This window comes from Chryseobacterium sp. 'Rf worker isolate 10', assembly GCF_050753305.1.
Lineage (GTDB): Bacteria > Bacteroidota > Bacteroidia > Flavobacteriales > Weeksellaceae > Chryseobacterium.
In genome coordinates, this window is the sequence record NZ_JBOZOF010000002.1 from 486,394 (window position 1) to 505,929 (window position 19,536).

13 protein-coding genes are annotated in these 19,536 nt (G+C 38.1%); 6 read left to right on the forward strand and 7 right to left on the reverse strand.

The annotated features are described in order from the left end of the window. Window positions 1-67 precede the first annotated feature (67 nt). From LKL37_RS12195 to LKL37_RS12210, 4 genes are all read left to right on the forward strand, one after another. Window positions 68-2,650, forward strand: coding sequence for a fibronectin type III domain-containing protein (locus tag LKL37_RS12195; protein WP_431610842.1), 2,583 nt, complete (start codon window positions 68-70; stop codon window positions 2,648-2,650). Between the two features lie 143 nt (window positions 2,651-2,793). After that, entirely contained in the window at window positions 2,794-3,978 is a 1,185-nt protein-coding gene (locus LKL37_RS12200) for a hypothetical protein (RefSeq protein ID WP_431610843.1), read from the forward strand. A 10-nt stretch (window positions 3,979-3,988) separates the two neighbouring features. After that, window positions 3,989-5,410 (forward strand): hypothetical protein, encoded by a 1,422-nt coding sequence (locus LKL37_RS12205; RefSeq protein WP_431610844.1) that lies wholly within the window; start codon window positions 3,989-3,991, stop codon window positions 5,408-5,410. A 24-nt stretch (window positions 5,411-5,434) separates the two neighbouring features. Beyond that, the gene (locus tag LKL37_RS12210; protein WP_431610845.1) at window positions 5,435-5,890 is read left to right on the forward strand and encodes a DUF1801 domain-containing protein; all 456 of its coding nucleotides are present in this window, start codon (window positions 5,435-5,437) and stop codon (window positions 5,888-5,890) included. 349 nt (window positions 5,891-6,239) lie between these two features. Here the strand turns inward: LKL37_RS12210 and LKL37_RS12215 are convergent, their stop codons facing one another. The 5 genes from LKL37_RS12215 to LKL37_RS12235 are packed head-to-tail and all read right to left on the reverse strand — an operon-like array spanning window position 6,240 to window position 15,160. Next, window positions 6,240-7,505, reverse strand: coding sequence for a TolC family protein (locus LKL37_RS12215; protein WP_431610846.1), 1,266 nt, complete (start codon window positions 7,503-7,505; stop codon window positions 6,240-6,242). Next, entirely contained in the window at window positions 7,495-10,590 is a 3,096-nt protein-coding gene (locus tag LKL37_RS12220) for an efflux RND transporter permease subunit (RefSeq protein ID WP_431610847.1), read from the reverse strand. The genes LKL37_RS12215 and LKL37_RS12220 overlap by 11 nt, the downstream gene beginning before the upstream one ends. 15 nt (window positions 10,591-10,605) lie before the next feature. After that, a complete protein-coding gene (locus LKL37_RS12225) occupies window positions 10,606-11,709 on the reverse strand; it encodes an efflux RND transporter periplasmic adaptor subunit (RefSeq protein WP_431610848.1) in 1,104 nt (367 codons plus the stop codon). A gap of 56 nt (window positions 11,710-11,765) precedes the next feature. Further along, window positions 11,766-14,438, reverse strand: a complete 2,673-nt coding sequence (gene mgtA / locus LKL37_RS12230) for a magnesium-translocating P-type ATPase (protein ID WP_431610849.1) — start codon at window positions 14,436-14,438, stop codon at window positions 11,766-11,768. 23 nt (window positions 14,439-14,461) lie between these two features. Continuing rightward, a complete protein-coding gene (locus LKL37_RS12235; RefSeq protein ID WP_431610851.1) occupies window positions 14,462-15,160 on the reverse strand; it encodes an MgtC/SapB family protein in 699 nt (232 codons plus the stop codon). Window positions 15,161-15,523: 363 nt separating this feature from the next. Between LKL37_RS12235 and LKL37_RS12240 the strand changes: the two genes are divergently transcribed. Then, complete coding sequence (locus LKL37_RS12240) at window positions 15,524-16,369, forward strand: EamA family transporter (RefSeq protein WP_431610852.1); 846 nt, start codon at window positions 15,524-15,526, stop codon at window positions 16,367-16,369. Between the two features lie 250 nt (window positions 16,370-16,619). Here LKL37_RS12240 and LKL37_RS12245 read toward each other — a convergent pair whose 3' ends face one another. Beyond that, the gene (locus LKL37_RS12245; RefSeq protein WP_431610853.1) at window positions 16,620-17,981 is read right to left on the reverse strand and encodes an ATP-binding protein; all 1,362 of its coding nucleotides are present in this window, start codon (window positions 17,979-17,981) and stop codon (window positions 16,620-16,622) included. A 30-nt stretch (window positions 17,982-18,011) separates the two neighbouring features. Then, a complete protein-coding gene (locus LKL37_RS12250) occupies window positions 18,012-18,713 on the reverse strand; it encodes a response regulator transcription factor (protein WP_431610854.1) in 702 nt (233 codons plus the stop codon). A gap of 101 nt (window positions 18,714-18,814) precedes the next feature. Between LKL37_RS12250 and LKL37_RS12255 the strand changes: the two genes are divergently transcribed. Next, complete coding sequence (locus LKL37_RS12255; RefSeq protein WP_431610856.1) at window positions 18,815-19,489, forward strand: YiiX/YebB-like N1pC/P60 family cysteine hydrolase; 675 nt, start codon at window positions 18,815-18,817, stop codon at window positions 19,487-19,489. Window positions 19,490-19,536: the final 47 nt, after the last annotated feature.

Sequence of the window (19,536 nt, forward strand, 5' to 3'; positions counted from 1 at the left end):
TTTTTATTTAAAAAAAAACTTTTTTGTATTGTTATTTTTCCTAAATTTCGCCACAAATGTGATCAAAATGGCAATAAATTTATTTTCTAGAGTGGTGCCCGCCATCGCTCTCTTCTCAGCCAGTGTAATGATGGCTCAAAATTATCAAACTATGCCGGTTGCTTCAGGCTATACGGCAGATGTAATTGCAAACGGAATAGGTTCCTCATTAGTTTCCACGAACAATGATGTAGACGGAGTTTCTTACGCTTTTGTAGCGAAAGATTTTCAACTGACCTCTACAAGTACACCTCTTACTTATGGTCTTCCAACTGATGGAATTATTAATTCTGTCGTTGCCGGAACACCGGGATTGAGCTATATCTTAGGAAATTTAAGTGGAAATAATGCATTAAGGTTAGCCGCTGCAAATGATAGCGGAACGCTTACTTTTACTACTCCTAAACCTGCTTTTACCCTGTATATGCTCTCTACCAGTGGTAGTGGAACATCTGTAGTGAATGTAACTGTCAATTTTTCTGATGGCAGTAGCCAGGTATTTTCCAATATAAGTCTATCTGACTGGTATGGAGGAGCCAATTTTGCCGTACAGGGAATAGGAAGGATCAAAAGAAGTTCAGATGCTCTGGAATCCAGTACTACAGATCCGAGACTTTACCAGACTCCATTAGCTATAGATGCTGCAAACCAGGCAAAGCCAATACAGAGTGTAGCAGTAACCAAAGCAAGTGGCGCAGGGTATCCTAATATTTTTGCTTTTTCAGCAGATGTATATTCAGACTGTGTGCCTCCAACATTGCAGTCGGTTTCAGGGATCACAGCTAACTCAGCTTTAGTTTCCTGGACAGCTCCAACCAATGCGGCAAGTTATGATGTATATCACAGTACTTCCAATACAACACCTGCCAGTTCAGTAACTCCTACTTATCCGGGAGTAGCAGGTACAAGTACAACGATAGGAGGTCTTAATTCAAATACAACCTATTATTATTGGGTAAGATCCAACTGTAACACTGCAACCGGCCAGAGTGTATGGTCTTTTGCAGGAACATTTAAAACAGCTTGTTCTACTTTCACGGTTCCATATACAGAAAATTTTGATACGACAAGTGTTGGTTCTACTTCAAATACTAATGCTCCAAGCTGCTGGGCATATCTGGAAAGTGCATCATTTGCAGGTTATGGATATGTAACGACATCAAATAATTATTCAGCACCCAATGCTTATTATATGACCAATTCAAGTGCTACTACGGGTAGCCAGATGTTAGTTGCACCTCCTACTACAAACCTTTCAGATGGTACTAAACGTGTAAGATTTTATGCAAAAAGCGGCGGAAGTAATTATACATTATTGGTGGGGACGCTATCAAACCCTGCAGATCCGGCATCTTTTACACAAATAGGTTCTCCTATTGCTTTGACAACTACCCACACACAGTATACGGTAAATATTCCTGCGGGTTCTGATTTGCAGTTAGCCTTTAAACATGGTTTAGGAGGTACTTCCCGTTCTATTTATATTGATAATATTACCGTTCAGAATATTCCTTCCTGTTTTGAGCCAACTGCAGTTACATCATCAAACGTTACCGCAAATTCAGCAGCAATAGGCTGGACGGTTCCTTCTTCAATTCCTGCAAACGGATATGAAGTATATTACAGCACAACTAATACAGCACCTGATGCTTCTACAGTTTTGAATGCTGCGAACTCTGTATCTGTAACTTCTGCTGCTGTTTCTGCGCCATTAGGCGGGCTGCAGCCATCTACTACATATTATGCATGGGTGAGATCTAGCTGTAGTGCATCTGATAAGAGTATATGGAGCGCTGCCTCTACACAGTTTACAACACTTTGTGTTCCGATAACTACACTTCCTTGGAGCGAAAATTTTGATGCAATGGCTACTACAGGTTCTGCGATTATTCCAAATTGCTGGAAACAAACTCCGGGAGGAAGTTCATCTGCAAATAATTTTACGTCAGCAAATGCTTCTCAGCAAGGATATAATGATCCTAAATCTGCACCTAATTATCTGACGATTTATTATCCATATACCAATGCTGCTTATTTATGGACACCTACATTTACTTTAACTGCAGGAACGTCATACGATTTTATATTCTATTGGGTAGGAGATGGTTTTGCGGGCTGGCAAAATGAAGTATTGGTAAATAATGGCCAAACAGCGACCGGAGCAACCAGCTTAACAACATTTATTACGGCTGATCAAACAGCTGCAGGGGGAAGTAACAGTACTGCTTATAATAAAGTTACCGTTTCTTATATGCCAACGTCTACCGGTGATTATTCATTTGGAATTAAAACTTTAAATACAACAACAGCTCCGTATTATATGGGATTTGATGATTTTTCGCTTACACAGTCTAATTTAGCAACTGCTGAAACATCTGTTAAGAAAAAAGAAATCAGTGTATATCCAAACCCTTTCAAAGATGTTCTGCATATTGCTGATATCAAAGATGTGAAATCTGTTACCGTAACAGATGTGGCAGGAAGAGTTGTGAAAACGATCGACAACCCAACTACAGAACTTCAGTTAGGCGAATTGAATGCTGGCTTATACTTAGTGACGATGAACTTTAAAGATGGTTCAAAATCAACAGTAAAAGCTATTAAAAAATAAAATTTTTTGAGTTAATAATTTCTGTAGGCAGTTGCATTCGTGTAGCTGCCTTTTTTATGACTACATTAAATAATAACTGGACAGAATATTATTAAAAAATGTTGATGAAATTATTATACATTTGCACCGAAAACTATGACACTATGAATAAATTTAAACTCCTTTTTTTAATACCATTATTTTATTCCGAATTTTCACACGCGCAGAGAATTGATAAAGAAATCATCAGTTTTCAGCTTTTAAAAGAACCGGTTTTTCCTACAGATCTTTCCAGCAGAAACTACACGATTACAGTAAAATCCCCTTATAATATCACCAAAGATGATGTGGTAAGACTGTCAAAAGAAGACTATCAAAAAAAGGTGGATAACTATCAAACTAATGTTGAAAATGCCAAGTACGAACACGGAGAAAGATTAAAAGACTATGATGCTGAGGTGAAAAAACTTCAGGAAAAATATAAACTGGAATCTGCAGAATACAGCAAATTATCAGCTGTTGAAAAAATTGCTGCTACTAATGGAGCTCCTACTTTGAGGCTTCCTTCAAGACCAATTCTTAATATTCCACCAACGCCGGTTTATCAGCAGCCTGATCTGAGAGATGCCTTAATTGTGGATAATAAAATTCTGGCTTCTCAAATAGATGTAATTGGTTTCTCAAAAGGAGGAAATTATCTTGATATCGTGATTGAAATGGAAAGAACAAACTTTCAGGACAATCAGGGAAAAACTTTCGCCAATCAGCCAACAAGGATTATAGCAAAGCAGGGAGGGGCTGTAAAACTGGATAAAACCTATTTTTCAGATTTTGCTGAAATAGCAAGTGTTCCAACCAATGAAATTAACCTGAATGCTCAGGAGAAGAGATATCTTCAGAGGACGATGGACCGTACAAGGAATATTATTAATGAAAACTTCGGATATCAGACCATTAATTCTACGGTGGCACTGGCAACTGTAAAGAACAAAGGGGAATATGATGATCTGGAAAAAGCCTATATCTACGTTACGACCAATCTGAAAAAACTTCAGGCAAAATCGGATTATCCACCGAATAAAGTAGCCATGGAAAATATGCAGAAAGGAATTGATATTTGGAAAAGTGCTTTGACAAAAATAAATTACAACGACAAAAAAGCTCCTTACAACCAAAAAATAGGGGAATACCTTTATTTTAACCTGATCAGATTAAATATCGCTTTGGGGAATTATCAGGAAGCAGAAAAATATTTAAATGAATTACAGGAACATCTTGTAGACATCAAATTATCCTACGATGCTAATCTTGAACTGAAAAGATTAGAAGAGAAAATTTATAATAACTAAAGAAAACGATATGATTAAACAGATTATTGCTTCGGCATTAATTACTGCTTCTGTGTACTCTTATGCACAGACGAAAGTGACTGAAGGAACAAAATTTACGGTGGATGCCAATCTTGAAACCGATGATAAACTGGTATTGGCAGATGATTACAATTCTTATATGTTCAGTGCTATCAATATTGACGGACTGATGAGAAATGTTTTCCCTCACAAGAAATTGCTGATGAGAAAACTGGATCAGAACGGAAGTCTGGTAGATACTTATGTAAAAGACTATGCCAATAAAACCAACGGTGTACTTCACAATTATCTGGGATCTCAGCAGATAGATGATGATAAATTCATAGCATTTACGGAAGAGTATTTTGGAAAAGAAAACAGAAAAGAAGTTTTTCAACATGTTTTCAGCAGAAAGGAAGGTACTTTTACCACGAAAAGTATTGCAAAATACAGCATTGAATCTACCAACAGATCAGGAACAACCTATGTTCTTTTCTCCGAAAACGGGAAATATGCAGCGATCTTCAATGACAGATTTGCCAACAAAAAAACAGAGAATGTAAATGATGTTCTTGTATTGGATCTGAGAACACTTACTCCGGTTTGGAACAAAGAAATTACATTGAGCAGTGATTATGTTGAAAAATCTTTGACATTAACCAACTCAGCAAAAATTGTTGTATTGCGTAAAGCAGCGGGCTGGAAGGAGTCTTATAAACTGGAATTGGTTTCTAATACTGAAGATAAAGATCTTCCGTTCGATGATAAATATATTCCTGAAAAACTATACGCGTTCAGTAAAAACGACAATGATTATCTGGTAACTTTTGGAAGAAAAAATGCTGCGGTTACCATTGGAGCGAGTACTTTCGGAACAGTAATGTTCTACGATATGAAATCCGGGAAAGCAGTGATCAGCAATACCAATTTAGCAGGAAGCAAAGACATGAACGATGTGAAGGTGATCAAAACCATTGTGAAGGGTGATGAGACTTTAATGGCTGTTCAACAGGAAACCGTGACGAGACCAATGCCTACGACAATGAACCGCTTCCCTGATCCTGTTTATTCTCTGGATGCAGGAATGCTGATCAAGTTTGGTAAAGAAGGAGACGTAAAGCAATTTGTGGCAGCAGGAACATCTACAGGAAAAAGAATTCACTTGGTTGAAGCAGGAGACAAGCTTTATATTTCTGCATTTTACCCTAAAGGAGCATTTGGAAACACAGGATTTTCTATGAAAGTTTTTGATTTTGCCAATCTGAAACCTCAGGAAGTAAGCCTTGATTATAAAGGAAGAAATTTCTTCCAGAACTATGGCTTTGCTGACGGAAATATGATTCAGTACGTTCCGAATGTGAACAAAATGATGTTCCTTCAAAAGAGCAGCAAAGATGTTCAGATGTTCAATGTATACAATTTTATAAAATAATCGTATTTTAGAAAAAAATACAATATGCAGATTCAGTCAGTTTCCATAGAAGATTATATCTCCAAGATTCCTGAAGAAAGACAGGAAGCTTTCAAAAAGCTTTACGATACGGTGAATGATAATCTTCCAAAAGGTTTTGAAGAAGCTACCAATTACGGGATGATAGGCTGGGTCGTTCCTTTGTCAACATATCCTGCCGGATATCACTGTGCACCGGGAACACCGCTTCCATTCATTAATGTGGCTTCCCAGAAGAATTTTATAGCACTGTATCATATGGGACTGTATTCTACACCGGAACTTCTCGACTGGTTTGTGGCGGAATATCCTAAACATTCCAAAAAGAAGCTGGATATGGGAAAATCCTGTGTCCGGTTCAAAAAAGCAGAAGATATTCCTTTTGAACTGATTGCAGAACTCAGTAAAAAAATGACTGCCGACGACTGGATTAAAATTTATGAGTCGCAGTATAAGAGATAAAAAAAGCTCTGGAATCAGATAGATTTCAGAGCTTTTTTTATGCTGGAAGATGGAGGATTGAGGCTGGAAGTGATATTTGTGTTTTTAGAATCATTGATTGCGATTTGATGATAATTTTTTGAGTTTTTAAAAATTAATGATATTTATATACAATTTTACATTAATCCTGTTATCCTCTGTCATTCTGAATGTAACGCAGTGAAATGAAGAATCTAAGCTTTACATGGGATTCTTCCTTCGTCAGAATGACAATGGTGTAAAATTGTATATAGCCGCCAAATTAATAAAATGATTTTCATGTATCCATCGGCTTCCAGAAACTTCCATCTCCCAGTTTCTTTCTTCCTTTCTAAAAATGAATATCCCAAATTCCAGTTTTACGTTCAAGCTCAATCAATGCTGCTGCATTATCCGCAAGCGCCTGATAATAATCTTTTCGAACATTGTTATAGGTTCTTTGGGCATTCAGGACTTCAAGGATAGAGCTTTCGCCTCTTTTGTAGCTGTAGGTAATTCCTTCCAGAATACTCTGTGCTTCTGAAAGCATTCCGTTATGAAACTGTTTGAGTTGTTTCTGAGTGGCTGTATATTGTTGATAAGCCTGCATTACTTCAGCTTTTATACCCTGTTCAATTTGTTTGTATTCAACTTCAGCCTGAGAATGAGCCATTTCAGCGATTTTCAATCCTGCATTTCTTCTGTTGGAAAATTTAAGGGGAATACTAATACCCATTTTGACAGCATTTACAGTTGGGGAAGGTGCAATTTCGTTGGTGGCCTCGGTGTGACGTTCTGCTCCTGCACTGATCCCTAAGTCTATAACACGGTTGGCTTTTTCAAGATTGATCTGACTTTTAGCAACTTCCGTATTTTGTCTGGCTGCCAATAAATCTGCTCGTTCATTCAACGCCTGAAGAATCAGATCATCCATGTTGAAATCTCGGTTGAAGGTATTAAAATCTCCGGCAACATCTCTTCCTGTTATTTTACTGTCTCCGAGAAATACCGACAAACTGGTGAGAGCCTGTTCTTCTGCACTTTCAGCCTGGTATACTTCATTAAGCAGAGAAGCAGCTTCCAGCTTACTTTGTTTAGATGTCATTAATGATATCGTTCCTAATTTGTAACGGATACTGTCGGACTTTGCTAATTGCTGCATGTTTTTATAAGAATCCTGCTGTACCTCAAGCAAAGCTTTGGATTTTAAAGCATCAATATATCCTAAACTGGCATCCGCACGGAGATTCCTGAAAAAATCCTGCAATTGTATTTTACTCAGCTCCGATTGGTTTCTGGCGAGATTAACTCTGGCTTTTCTTTTACCACCCAATTCAAGTGTCCAGCCGATGGAAGCACCGTAGACATACCCCATATTCTGCTTCACTCCGTTATTGGTGGTTTCCATTTCCAGTTGAGGATCAGGAAACATATTAGCCGTCTGGATAGCTGCTTCAGCCATACTTACATTATATTTCTGAGAAGCGTAACCAAGATTTTTATTTCCGACAAGACTCAGGTATTCTTCAAATGGTAAAAGCTCTTTTTCCTGTGCCTTTATCCCTGTAATACTAAACAATATTACAGATAATATGATAATTTGAACTTTAATTTTCATCTGATTTCAAATTTTGTTTTTCGCTTCGGCGTTCAGCCATAAAATAAATAGCTGGTAGCACGAATAGTGTTAAAATAGTAGAGAACATCAGCCCGTACACAATGACGGTTGCCAGTGGACGCTGCACATCAGAACCAATTCCTGTAGCTAATGAAGCAGGGAAAAGTCCAATTACAGCAACCGTCGCGGTCATCAGAACAGGTCTGAAACGGTCTTTTGCACCTTTAATAGCAGCTTGTTTCAGTTCATATCCTTTCTTACGTAAATCGTTGATATGGGAAATCATGATCACTCCGTTCTGGATAGCGACTCCGAAGAGCGCGATGAATCCTACTGCTGAAGAGACATTCAGTGACATACCTCTTATATTGAGTGCCAACATTCCGCCAAATAATGCCAATGGAACAATAGACATCAGAACCAAAGCCTGTCTGAAATCTCCAAATGCACCATATAACAAAAGAAACATAATGGCTAATGCCAATGGAACGATAAATGCCAGTCTGGAATACGCTCTGTTTTGATTTTCAAACTGTCCGCCCCATTTGATCTGGTATTTTTCATGATCGTATTTAATATCTTTTTCAATTTTATCCTGTGCATTTTTCAGGAAAGAAGAAAGATCAGTACCTCTAAGATTCAGCTTTACCGTAAGATGTCGTTTATTCATTTCTCGGGTAATGGTGCTTTCTCCGGTACTCAGTTTCACTTCTGCTACCTGTGATAAAGGGATTTTTGCTCCGGAAGCTGAGGTAAGCATCAGGTTTCCGATTTTGTCCGGAGTATCACGACTGTCTTCTGTATAACGGCATGAAATGTCATACACCTTATTGCCGATAAAGATCTGAGAAATGGCTTTTCCTCCTAATGCAACTTCAATAAGGTCAGCAACATCTGCTACATTCAAACCATACTGGGCAATTTTATCTCGGTTGGCAATAATCTGCAATTGAGGTAATGGCGGTTCCTGATCAATGGCAAGGTCTGCCGAACCCGGAATTTTATTTAAAGTTGACAATACATTTTCCGCAATTCTTCTGGTTTCTTTAAAATCTTCTCCATACACCTTTACCACCAGTTCACTGTGAGCTCCGGAAATTTTATCCATTACCCCGTCAATCATAGGCTGTGAAAAACCTACGGTGAAACCGGGCATGCTTTTGTAATCTGCTGCCAGTTCTTTGATGAGGTCTGCTTTTGTTTTTCCTGCCGGCCATTCGCTGTAAGGTTTTATTCCTACAGAAACTTCAAAGTGGGAAGCAGTCCACGGGTCGGTACCATCATCATTACGTCCTGCCTGAACCATCATGTAAGTAATTTCCGGATGTTTTAAAGTACGGGCACGTAAAGTATCGCTCATTTCTTTTGATTTGGCTAAAGAAATTCCGGGTGGCAGCTGTACCTGAAGCCAGATGGAACCTTCATCCAGCTCCGGAAGGAAGTCTTTTCCTACATGATAGGAGAGGACTCCGGCAGATACCAGGACAATCATAATAGGAATGATTACTCTTTTGGGAGTCTGCATTATTTTTTCAATGCTCTTTCCGTAAGCTGTGCTTAGTTTTTCCAGCCATTTATTATGATAAATCTTCTGTGGTTTACGATAGATAACATAAGCCAATCCGGGGATCAGAAGCAATGCTACAGCAAGTGCTCCCAATAGTGCATATCCTACTGTAAAAGCCATGGGGGTAAATAATTTTTTCTCTACTCTTTCAAAAGCAAACAAGGGAAGATAAGCGGTAATGATAATAATGGTGGAAAAGAAAATAGGTTTGGCTACTTCAATCACTCTTTGGGTAATTGTTTTTTCTTCCAGTGTTTCTTCTGAGTTTTCTTCTCTTTTCTTCAGAATGGTTTCCAGCATGACGATAGCTCCGTCTACAATGATTCCAAAATCAATAGCTCCCAATGAAAGCAGATTGGCGGGAATATTGGTGAAATGCATTAATATAAAAGCAAATAACAAAGAAAGCGGAATGGTAATGGCTACCAGTAATGCTCCGCGCCAGCTTCCAAGAAATACAATCAGTACAATAATAACCAATACAATTCCTTCGGTAAGGGTGTGAGAAACTGTAGTAAGGGTTGTTTTTACAAGGTCTGTTCTATCCAGAAAAGGATGAATTTTTACACCGGCAGGGAGCGTTTCGTTATTTAGTTCTTCAATGGCTTCATGTACTCCTTCCAATACCTGTGAAGGATTTTGGCCTCTTAATAAAAGTACGATTCCTTCTACACTTTCAGAATAATTACGTTTTTTGTCTGTATAGCCAAGAATTCCTTTTCTTTCCAGATTTCCGTATTTCAATGTTCCAACATCATTCAGAAAAACAGGAACACCATTTTGGGTTTTGACTACAATTTTTCCGAGATCATCTAAGTCTTTTACCAAACCTATTCCGCGGATTACGTACGCAAGGTTTCCGCGGGGAAGCATACTTCCCCCAGCACTCACGTTGTTTTTGGAGATCGTTTCGGTAACTTCAGAAAGTGACAGTCCATATTGTTCAAGTTTATGTGGATCCAGCTCAATCTGAAACTGAGTGGTAATTCCTCCGAAATTGGTCACATCAGCAATTCCTGAAACTTGCTTGATTTTGGGAATAATCACAAATTTTTGTAAATCTGTAAGTTCCCGCAGGCTATGGTTGTTGCTTTCGATAATATAACGGTAAACTTCTCCGATAGGAGAGGTGAGGGGATCTAATCCTGGTTGTGCACCATAAGGAAGCTCCACATCTGTCAGTCTTTCCTGAATACGCTGGCGTGCCCAGTAATCGTTTATACCATCATCAAAAACCATTGTGATAATGGATAGTCCGAAGGTACTTTTGCTTCGCATCACATGCATTCCCGGAAGGCCGTTCAGAGATCTTTCCAAAGGAATGGTGATTTGCTGTTCTACTTCTTCAGCAGCCAGTCCCGGAACCTGTGTTACCACCTGAGAGGTTACATCGGCAATATCGGGATAAGCCTCTATGGATAATCTGGTCCAGGAATAATACCCGAAGAATCCCAGTAATAGGAAGAGAGCAAGCATGAGCCATCTCTTCTGTATAGAGATTGTTAGTAATTTCTTCATAGTTTTTCATTTACATTATTTCGCATCCAGCATATAAATTCCCCCTTCAGTCATGATAGTTTCTCCGGGTTTTAAGCCTGATGTAATTCTTACTGTTTTCTGATCAGTTTCTCCTGTTGTCACAGAACGTTTTGCATATTGACTCTTACCGGTTTTTACCCACACATACTGGGAATTGTCCTGCTGCATCAAAGCGGTTACAGGGATCATAACCGTTTTTTCAGGAGTCGTTGAAAAGTTGACTGTAGCATACATGCCTGGTTTTAATTTTCTATCCGGGTTGTCACATTCAATGAGAACTTTGATACTTCGGGTGTCTTCATCTACAATTTCATTGATGTGATATACTTTTCCGGTAATATTTCTGTCGGGATAGGCGCTTACTTTTACAGAAACCTGATCTCCTTTATTGACAAACCGGATGTCTTTTTCTTTTACATCACCTGAAATCCAGACTTTTGATAATTCTGCAATGATCATTACAGGGTCGGAATCTCCTTTCAGATATTGTCCGTTTACAATTTTGTTGGAAATAATTTCTCCGTTAATGGGTGCTCTTACCACAAGAGGACTTCCGATACCTCCGCCTTTACTGTTATACACTTTCAAGGCAGAAGAAGCATTGGAGAGGGATGTTTTTTTATTTTTAAAATCAGTTTCTGCTTCATCCAGTTCCTTCTGAATACCAACTCCATGTTTTACCAGATCCTGCTGGCGTCTGTAATTTTTTTCTGCAAGCTGTACATCATTCAACGCATCGGTATAATCTTTTTGAACCGAAAAATAATCTGAAGAAAGGATTTCAAAAAGAGGACTTCCGGCAGACACATTTTGCCCGAGCTGAATAAATGATTTTGTTATTCTTCCGGAAAAAGGGCTGGCAATTTCCGCATAATGATTGGGAATGGCCTGGATTGTTCCTGCTGAAACCACACCATCGCTGTGTTCCTGTTCGGTAACGATCTGTGTTTTTATTTTTTTGAAAACAGGATTGTTTTCCGGAACAGTGACCTGATCATTTTTTATAAGGAGATCCTGATCCTGCGGAGCTTCACTTTTGGAATTTTTACAAGAGATTATCAATGTCAAAAAGACCATTGTTAAGACTGTTTTTCTCATATAAGTTATTTATAACCATTATTTTAATTTCTCTTTATAGATCCGTGGCTGGGATTTTAAAGCCACTGCCCGAATTTTCTGATAAACCATTGTTTCACAAACTGGGTTAAAACACAGTATCCTGTGAGAATTCCTAATAAATAAGGGAAATAGCTCAGAGGTAAAGGCTGCATTTTCAGATACACGGCCATTGGAGTGAAGGGAATCAGAATTCCGATTAGCATGATTAAACTTGTTAAAGCAACTACCGGTGTGGCAGCCCAGCTTTGGATAAATGGTATTTTTTTCGTTCTGATAATATGAACAATCAAAGTCTGGGATAATAAACCCTCCACAAACCAGCCTGTCTGAAACAAACCTTGTTGTTCCGGTGTATTGGCTTTGAAAACAAAAAACATCACGGCAAACGTCACATAATCAAAAATGGAACTCAAAGGACCTATATACAGCATGAATTTTTTGATGCTTGCAGCTTCCCATTTTTTCGGTTTTTCCAGAAAGTCTTTATCCATTGTATCCCATGGAATGGAGGATTGCGATACATCATACAATAAATTCTGGGTTAGAATCTGAAGTGGAAGCATAGGCAAAAACGGAAGCAACGCGCTGGCTCCGATCATACTGAACATATTTCCAAAGTTGCTGCTGGCCGTCATTTTTATATACTTCACAATATTCCCGAAAGTTCTTCTTCCATAGATCACTCCGCTTCGAAGGACCATCAGATCTTTTTCCAGCAGAATGATGTCTGCACTTTCTTTGGCAATGTCTGCTCCTGTATCTACAGAAATTCCTACATCTGCTTCCTTGATGGCTGCTGCATCATTGATTCCGTCACCCATAAAACCAACGGTATGGCCTTTGGATCTTAATATTTTTACAATACGTTGTTTTTGTAAGGGGCTTACTTTAGCAAAAACAGAATAGAGATCCATATCCTTGCGAAGTTCATCATCACTCATATGCTCCAGTTCATCACCGAGCATAATGGTGTTGATAGGAATTCCTACATCGTTGCATATTTTTTTAGCGACAATATCATTATCCCCGGTCACAACTTTTACTTCTACGCCAAGCTTGTGTAAAGCCTTGATGCTTGGCTCCGCAGAGGGTTTTGCCGGATCAAGGAACCCCATAAATCCTGTAAGGGTAAGGTGAGTTTCATCGGTAACAGAATAATTCAGTGGATGATCACCGTCAAATTCACGGATGGCAATCAATAATACACGCAGTCCTTCAGCATTCAGTTTTTCGGACATTCTGATAATCTGCTTCTTCATAATATCATCCAGCGGAACACTATTATCATTCTCAATATGCAGGCTGTGATCTTCTCCCGGATCTAAGGCATATTGGCATAGAGGAAGCATTTCTTCCACTGCTCCTTTGCAGATCATCAGGTGCTTTCCTGTGGATGTATTCAATACAACAGACATTCTTCTTCTTTCAAAATCAAAGGGAATTTCGTCTACCTTTTGGTACAGCTCATCGGCTCTCATTAAGTTGTGAACTTCGGCATGATCAAGAACAGCCTGATCCAACAGATTTTTGAGCCCGGTTTGGTGGAAACTGTTGAGGTAGCCCCATTTCAAGACTTCATCATCTTCAATACCACGAACGTTGAGGTGGGTTTCCAATACAATTTTGTCCAGCGTAAGGGTTCCTGTTTTATCCGTACACAGAATATCCATAGCTCCGATATTCTGGATAGCATTCAGTCTTTTAACGATCACTTTCTTTTTGCTCATGTTAACAGCTCCTTTGGCAAGATTAGCAGTAACAATCATAGGAAGCATTTCAGGAGTTAATCCTACAGCTACAGCAATGGCAAACAATAAAGCCTGCATCCAGTCTCCTTTTACCAATCCATTGATCAGGAAAATAACAGGAGTCATGATCAGCATAAATCTGATCAGCAGATAACTCACTTTATTGACTCCGATATCAAAAGCCGTTTCAGGTCTTTTAGCAGCCAGACTTCTACTGATACTTCCGAAATAGGTGAAAATACCGGTATTTGCGACAACAACTGTTGCTGATCCGCTTACCACATTGGTACCCATAAAGCAGATATTCTGAAGACTGAGAGGATTGCGGTCTTTGGCATCTTTAATGGGGAGTGCATTTTTCTCAACCGGAAGGGCTTCTCCCGTTAGGATGGATTCACTGATGAAAAGATCTTTGCTCTTAAGAATTCTGCAGTCGGCCGGAACCATATCACCTGCGGACAGAATAACAATATCTCCGGGGACAATTTCAGTGATTTCTATTTCTTCGCTTTCATTAAATTTTCTTTTGGTGAGACAGCTTGTCTTTACCATCTTCTTTAGTGCTTCTGCTGCTTTGTTGCTTCGGAATTCCTGAATGAATCTTAAAACTGTACTGAACAGCAGCATCACCGAAATAATAATACTGGTACTGAAATCTTTTTCACCGGCAGGTACAAGAATAGCATCAATGAATAATGAAATGATGGCAATACAGGCCAGGATATAATTAAATGGATTAAAAAAAGAATGTGCAAACTGTTTTACCCATGAGGGGGCTTTTTGGGTAGCAATTTCATTTTTACCATAAATTTTCAGACGATCTTTTACCGTGTTTTCACTGAGTCCTTCTTCTGAGGTTTCCAGTAGGGCATAAATCATTTTTTCGCTCTCAGCAGCAGCTTCTTTCAATTTTACAAGAGCTGCGGAATTGAGATTTTTGTTTGAAGATTTTTTTAACATTGCTTCAAGGTTTGTTTTTAATGTTACAAATCGTTTTCAGTGCCTATAATTTCCCAGCTTACTTTGATGACTTTATCTTCAATCGTGAGTCTGCTGGCTGTTTTTTCCATGAAACTGTCCTGTGGAGTAGAAGCATGAACTTCTGCTGTAATGATGGCGTTTTCAGGCAGACCGTTGTCATCGCTGGTAAGAGATTTCAGTAATACTTTATCATTTCCGCTCAGAGACTGCATCAGTTGTACCCGGACGTGATTTTCCACCTCACTTTTGCACTTAATGCTGAGAAGGTATTCGGTATAATGGTTTCTACTGTTGATATTGTTCCCCAGTTTTACACCTAAAGGACGGAGAATGATATGCGTGAGAATAATAAATCCGCTGGTAATGGCCGCTTCCACCGGAAATCCCATGGCACTCAGAGCACCTACAGATGCAGAGCACCAGATGGTAGCTGCTGTATTGAGGCCTCTTACGGTAAGACCATCTTTCATGATAACGCCTCCTCCCAAAAATCCAATCCCGCTTACGATATAAGAGGCTATCCTGCCTGTAGCATCACCTCCAATTCTGATAGAAAGAAGAACGAATGCAGCAGAGCCAAGACATACCAGGGTATTGGTACGGAGGCCTGCACTTTTCTGGTGCCACTGTCTTTCAAAACCAATGCCGGCACCAAGGGCAAATGCGGTAAGGAGACGAAGAGTAAATTCTAATGTAGTCATAACTTTTCCTGTTTTTATAAAGCTTTTCAGCTGTACGGGAAAAGTGAGTACAACTAAAGCTTTTAAGATTGATAATTACTGTAAGGATCAGAGTCCATATGCTTTATTTTTTACTGTGCAAAAGTAAAAACGACTGTGCTTTTTTGCTGTTAGAGAAGCTTTAGAATATTATTAGAAAATCATTAGAGAAAATCTGAGCGAAAAAATTATATGAAATCTGTACCCATTGCAGACAATAAAATTTCAATACATTTGGAGCGGATAATTTTTAAATAATATATCTCACGATTTGTCATGTGAGATAAGAGATTGTTTAATCCCGGAAACTTCCCTCCAAAACCTTTTGAATTATATATTTTAGAAATGAAAAAATCAAACTTAGCAATACCAGCTACGCTTTTAGCGATTATCTGTGTGCAGGGAGGAGCCTCCATTGCAAAACAGCTATTTCCCGCTATCGGAGCTATTGGTACGGTTACTTTAAGAATTGTGCTTTCTGCAGTTTTGCTTACTTTGATTAACCGCCCGAAATTTCTACAATTTGACAGCCAGCAATGGAAGTACTGTGCAATATATGGAATTGGGCTGGCGGCTATGAATCTTATTTTCTATATGGCCATTCAAAGGATTCCGCTGGGATTGGCGGTTACTGTAGAGTTTGCAGGACCATTATTCCTTGCTCTGGCTTTGTCCCGTAAACTCTTGGATGTCATATGGGCATTGTTGGCATGTGTGGGAATTCTGCTGATTGTTCCGTGGCAGAATGATCATGTAGACTTGATAGGACTTGGGCTTGCATTTCTTGCAGGGATGTTTTGGGCTGTTTATATTGTAATGGGAGGAAAGGTTTCTAAAATAATGGATGGAAAAGATGCGGTTACCACAGGGATGATCTTTGCAAGTCTTGTGATTATTCCCTTTACGATATGGGATGGTGCTGTTTTTAATATTACCCCGACGATTTTTATGAAAGGGCTTGGTGTGGCTATTCTTTCAAGTGCTTTGCCTTTTTCATTGGAAATGATGGCTTTAAAAAAACTTCCGGCAAAAACTTTCAGTATTCTGATGAGCCTGGAACCTGCATTTGCAGCGCTTTCCGGATTGGTTTTTCTTGCTGAAGAATTATCTTTTTTACAGTGGATTTCTATTGGCTGCGTGATTGCTGCGAGTATTGGAACAACTATTTTTAGCAGAGTTTCTAATCATTAATAAGACTTTCACAATATGATAAGAATGCACTGGAAAATACAATTGATCTTACTTCTGATATCCCTCTTTTTTGTTGGATTGGGCATAGAAAGTATTGTAGATGAAAAAAAATCAGGTACTCTTTTGTTCAGACAATTTTTTCATATTGCTCCTTTTATAATCAGCAGTATAATTTTTATCATAAATATCTGTTACAAACATAAAAAAGGAGAATAAAAAGTTTATTCTGGAATTTGATTTTTTCGGGTGTTTACACAATATCAAATACCACCGTAAAAATAGTTTCATTATGTTTTGAAACCACAGTAGTTTTTGCATGGTGGAGTAAGATAATCTTCTCGGTAAGGAATAATCCTATTCCATGGCCCTTTTCCTGTCTGGACGTTTCGCTTCTGTAAAAAGGTTTAAAAATATGTTGTAAATCTTCTTTGTTTATGCTATTTCCGGTATTGGTAAAATTGATTGTAAGAATTTTTGAATTCGTATTTACATCAATCAGGCAGGTATGTTCCGGTGAATATTTGCAGGCATTATCAATAAGATTGTTGAAAGCAACCTGAAGAAGATATTCGTTTCCCTGGATGATAAGCTGGTGTTCTTCCACAGAATCTTCTATATTTAAAGAGACTTTATATCCTGAATTTTCTTTAGTGATTTTGGTGTAAGATTCCAGAAGAACTTCATCAAGGCGCACTTCCGAAAAACTGATTTCATTAGGATCATAGCTCGCTTTGGCAAGATCCATTAAACTGTTGGAAAGCTTTACCATATTGCGGGCATCTTCCAAGGCATATTGAATAGTTTCCTGATATTCTTCTTTGGTTTTATCTTTTTCAGAAGCCAGTTCCAGCTCAGTAATGATAGCCGATAAAGGAGTTCTCAGCTCGTGTGAAATATTAGATACAAAATGTTTTTGTGAATCAAAAGAGTTTTCAAGCCGCTCCAGCATTCCATTGAAATTTTGAGCAAGTTCATTCAGCTCATCTTTTTCCTTCGTTGTTTTAAGACGTAATTGCAGTTTTCCGGCTGTTATCTTTTTAATCTGAGTAACCATTTCACTCAGTGGGCTTAATGCTTTTTTAGAAAGAAATATTCCTGCCAGATAAATTAAAATCAGGATGATAAAAAAAGAGATAATACTGATGGTCAGAAGATGGGTAAGATAATCATATCCATATTTATCGTAAGCTGCTGCAGTTACCGCGTACGTTTTTCCTTCATAATGATACACCATTCCGATCACTTGTAAATCTTTCAGAAAGAAATTTATTTTCTTTTTTTCAAAGATCTGAGAAAGCATTTCCGGAGTTTCCTTTACGTAATCTACCTTGGCATCATCGTGATAAATCAGTTGTTTATTGACATCATAAATGGCGACCTGAACTTCATTAAGGGTTCTGGTATTGTTTTTATAAAGTTTATGCATTTCCTGCTCGGGAAGTGAGCTTCGGAAAAATAAATCAGCTTTGGCAATCGCTTCGTTCTGCAGTTCGCTGTAGAAAGATTTTTCTCTGGCTTCTTTGGATGAATAATAGATCGAAATACTGTAAATACTTAAAAGCATTGCAGTGATTAGGGTAAAAAGCAGCGTAAGTCTGGTTCTTATTTTCATCCGGATATTTTTAATTTATCTTAATGATTACTATACCGTGCCTGATTCGTAGTCTTTTTTCAGAATAAATCCCATACCGGCTTTGGTATGAATAAGCTTGGATTCAAAATCTTTATCTATTTTTTTTCGAAGATAATTGATATAAACATCAATAAAATTGGTTCCGGTATCAAAGTGGGTTTCCCATACTTTTTCCGCAATTTCACTTCTGGAAAGAACCCTTTCAGAATTCTCAAGCATGAATTTTAAGAGATTAAATTCTTTCGGAGTCAGTTTTATTAGAGTATGATCACGGCTCACCGTTTTCTGTTCCAGATTCATTTCAATACCTTCATATTTAAGAACAAAAACTTTTTGTTGAAGCTTTTGCGAAAAACGTTTCAGGAGAACTTTAATTCTTGCTACCAGTTCCCGCATTTCAAAAGGTTTGGTGAGATAATCATCTGCTCCGGCATCAAATCCTTCCAGTTTATCATCGGTGGTTCCCAATGCAGTAAGCATAATGACCGGGAGATTGGGTTTTAATGTTTTGATTTCAGTACAGAATTCAAGACCATCTTTTTTGGGTAATACAATATCAGTTACTACCAGATCAAAATGGTTCTGCAAAGCCAGTTTCAAACCTGTGATTCCATCATAAGCCACTGTGACCTCAAATTCAGCTTCCTGAAATCCCTTTGCAATCAGTTTTGAAAGTCTGTCATCGTCTTCAACTAATAAAATATGTGGCATAAGAATCTTGGAAATGTTTGGGTTGGTGTGAAGAATAGATCAATATTCCCACAAATGTAATAAATTCTATTTTGTAATTTTGGAACTGAATGTATAATAGAATGTCTGAATTTAAAATATTTTTTAGCAAAAGAATCAAAGAAATTATGATTGTAGGGATTTTGTCCTTTTTAATGGTTTTACTGGTTCAGTGTAATCACGCTTATCCAAGCAGTGTACAACTCAAAAATGGAGATCTTCTTTTTGTTACTGCCAAAGAATCCGGACTTTCCGGAGCAATCAATAATGTAACTCAAAAACAAAAGGCAGCTTCATTTGATCATATAGGAATTCTGGAAAAAGAAGGGAACAGAATTTTTGTTCTACATGCTGCTCCGAAAGGCGGTTCGCAAAAACAGGATTTGAATGATTTTATAAAAGACCAGAAAGAAGAAGGGCAGGAGGTGATTGTTTACCGTTTAAAACCGGAATATCAGAAAACAATTCCTGAAGCTGTTAAAAAAGCGAATTCGATGCTTGGCAAACCTTACAATTTCAATTATATTCTGGATGAAAACTCATATTACTGTTCAGATTTTGTAGAAAGAGCTTTTCGAACGGAAAATATTTTCAAACTGGAACCCATGACATTTATTGATCCAAAAACAGGAAAGACTAATATATTTTGGGAAGAATTTTATACCAAGAAAAATATCAAAGTCCCTGAAGGAGAGCCTGGTTGCAACCCTAATGGACTTGCTGGCTCTGACAAATTGGAAAGAGTAGGAAATTTTTAAAATATAGAGAGAAGCTGAACAGGCTTCTTTTTTTTATGTTAAATTTT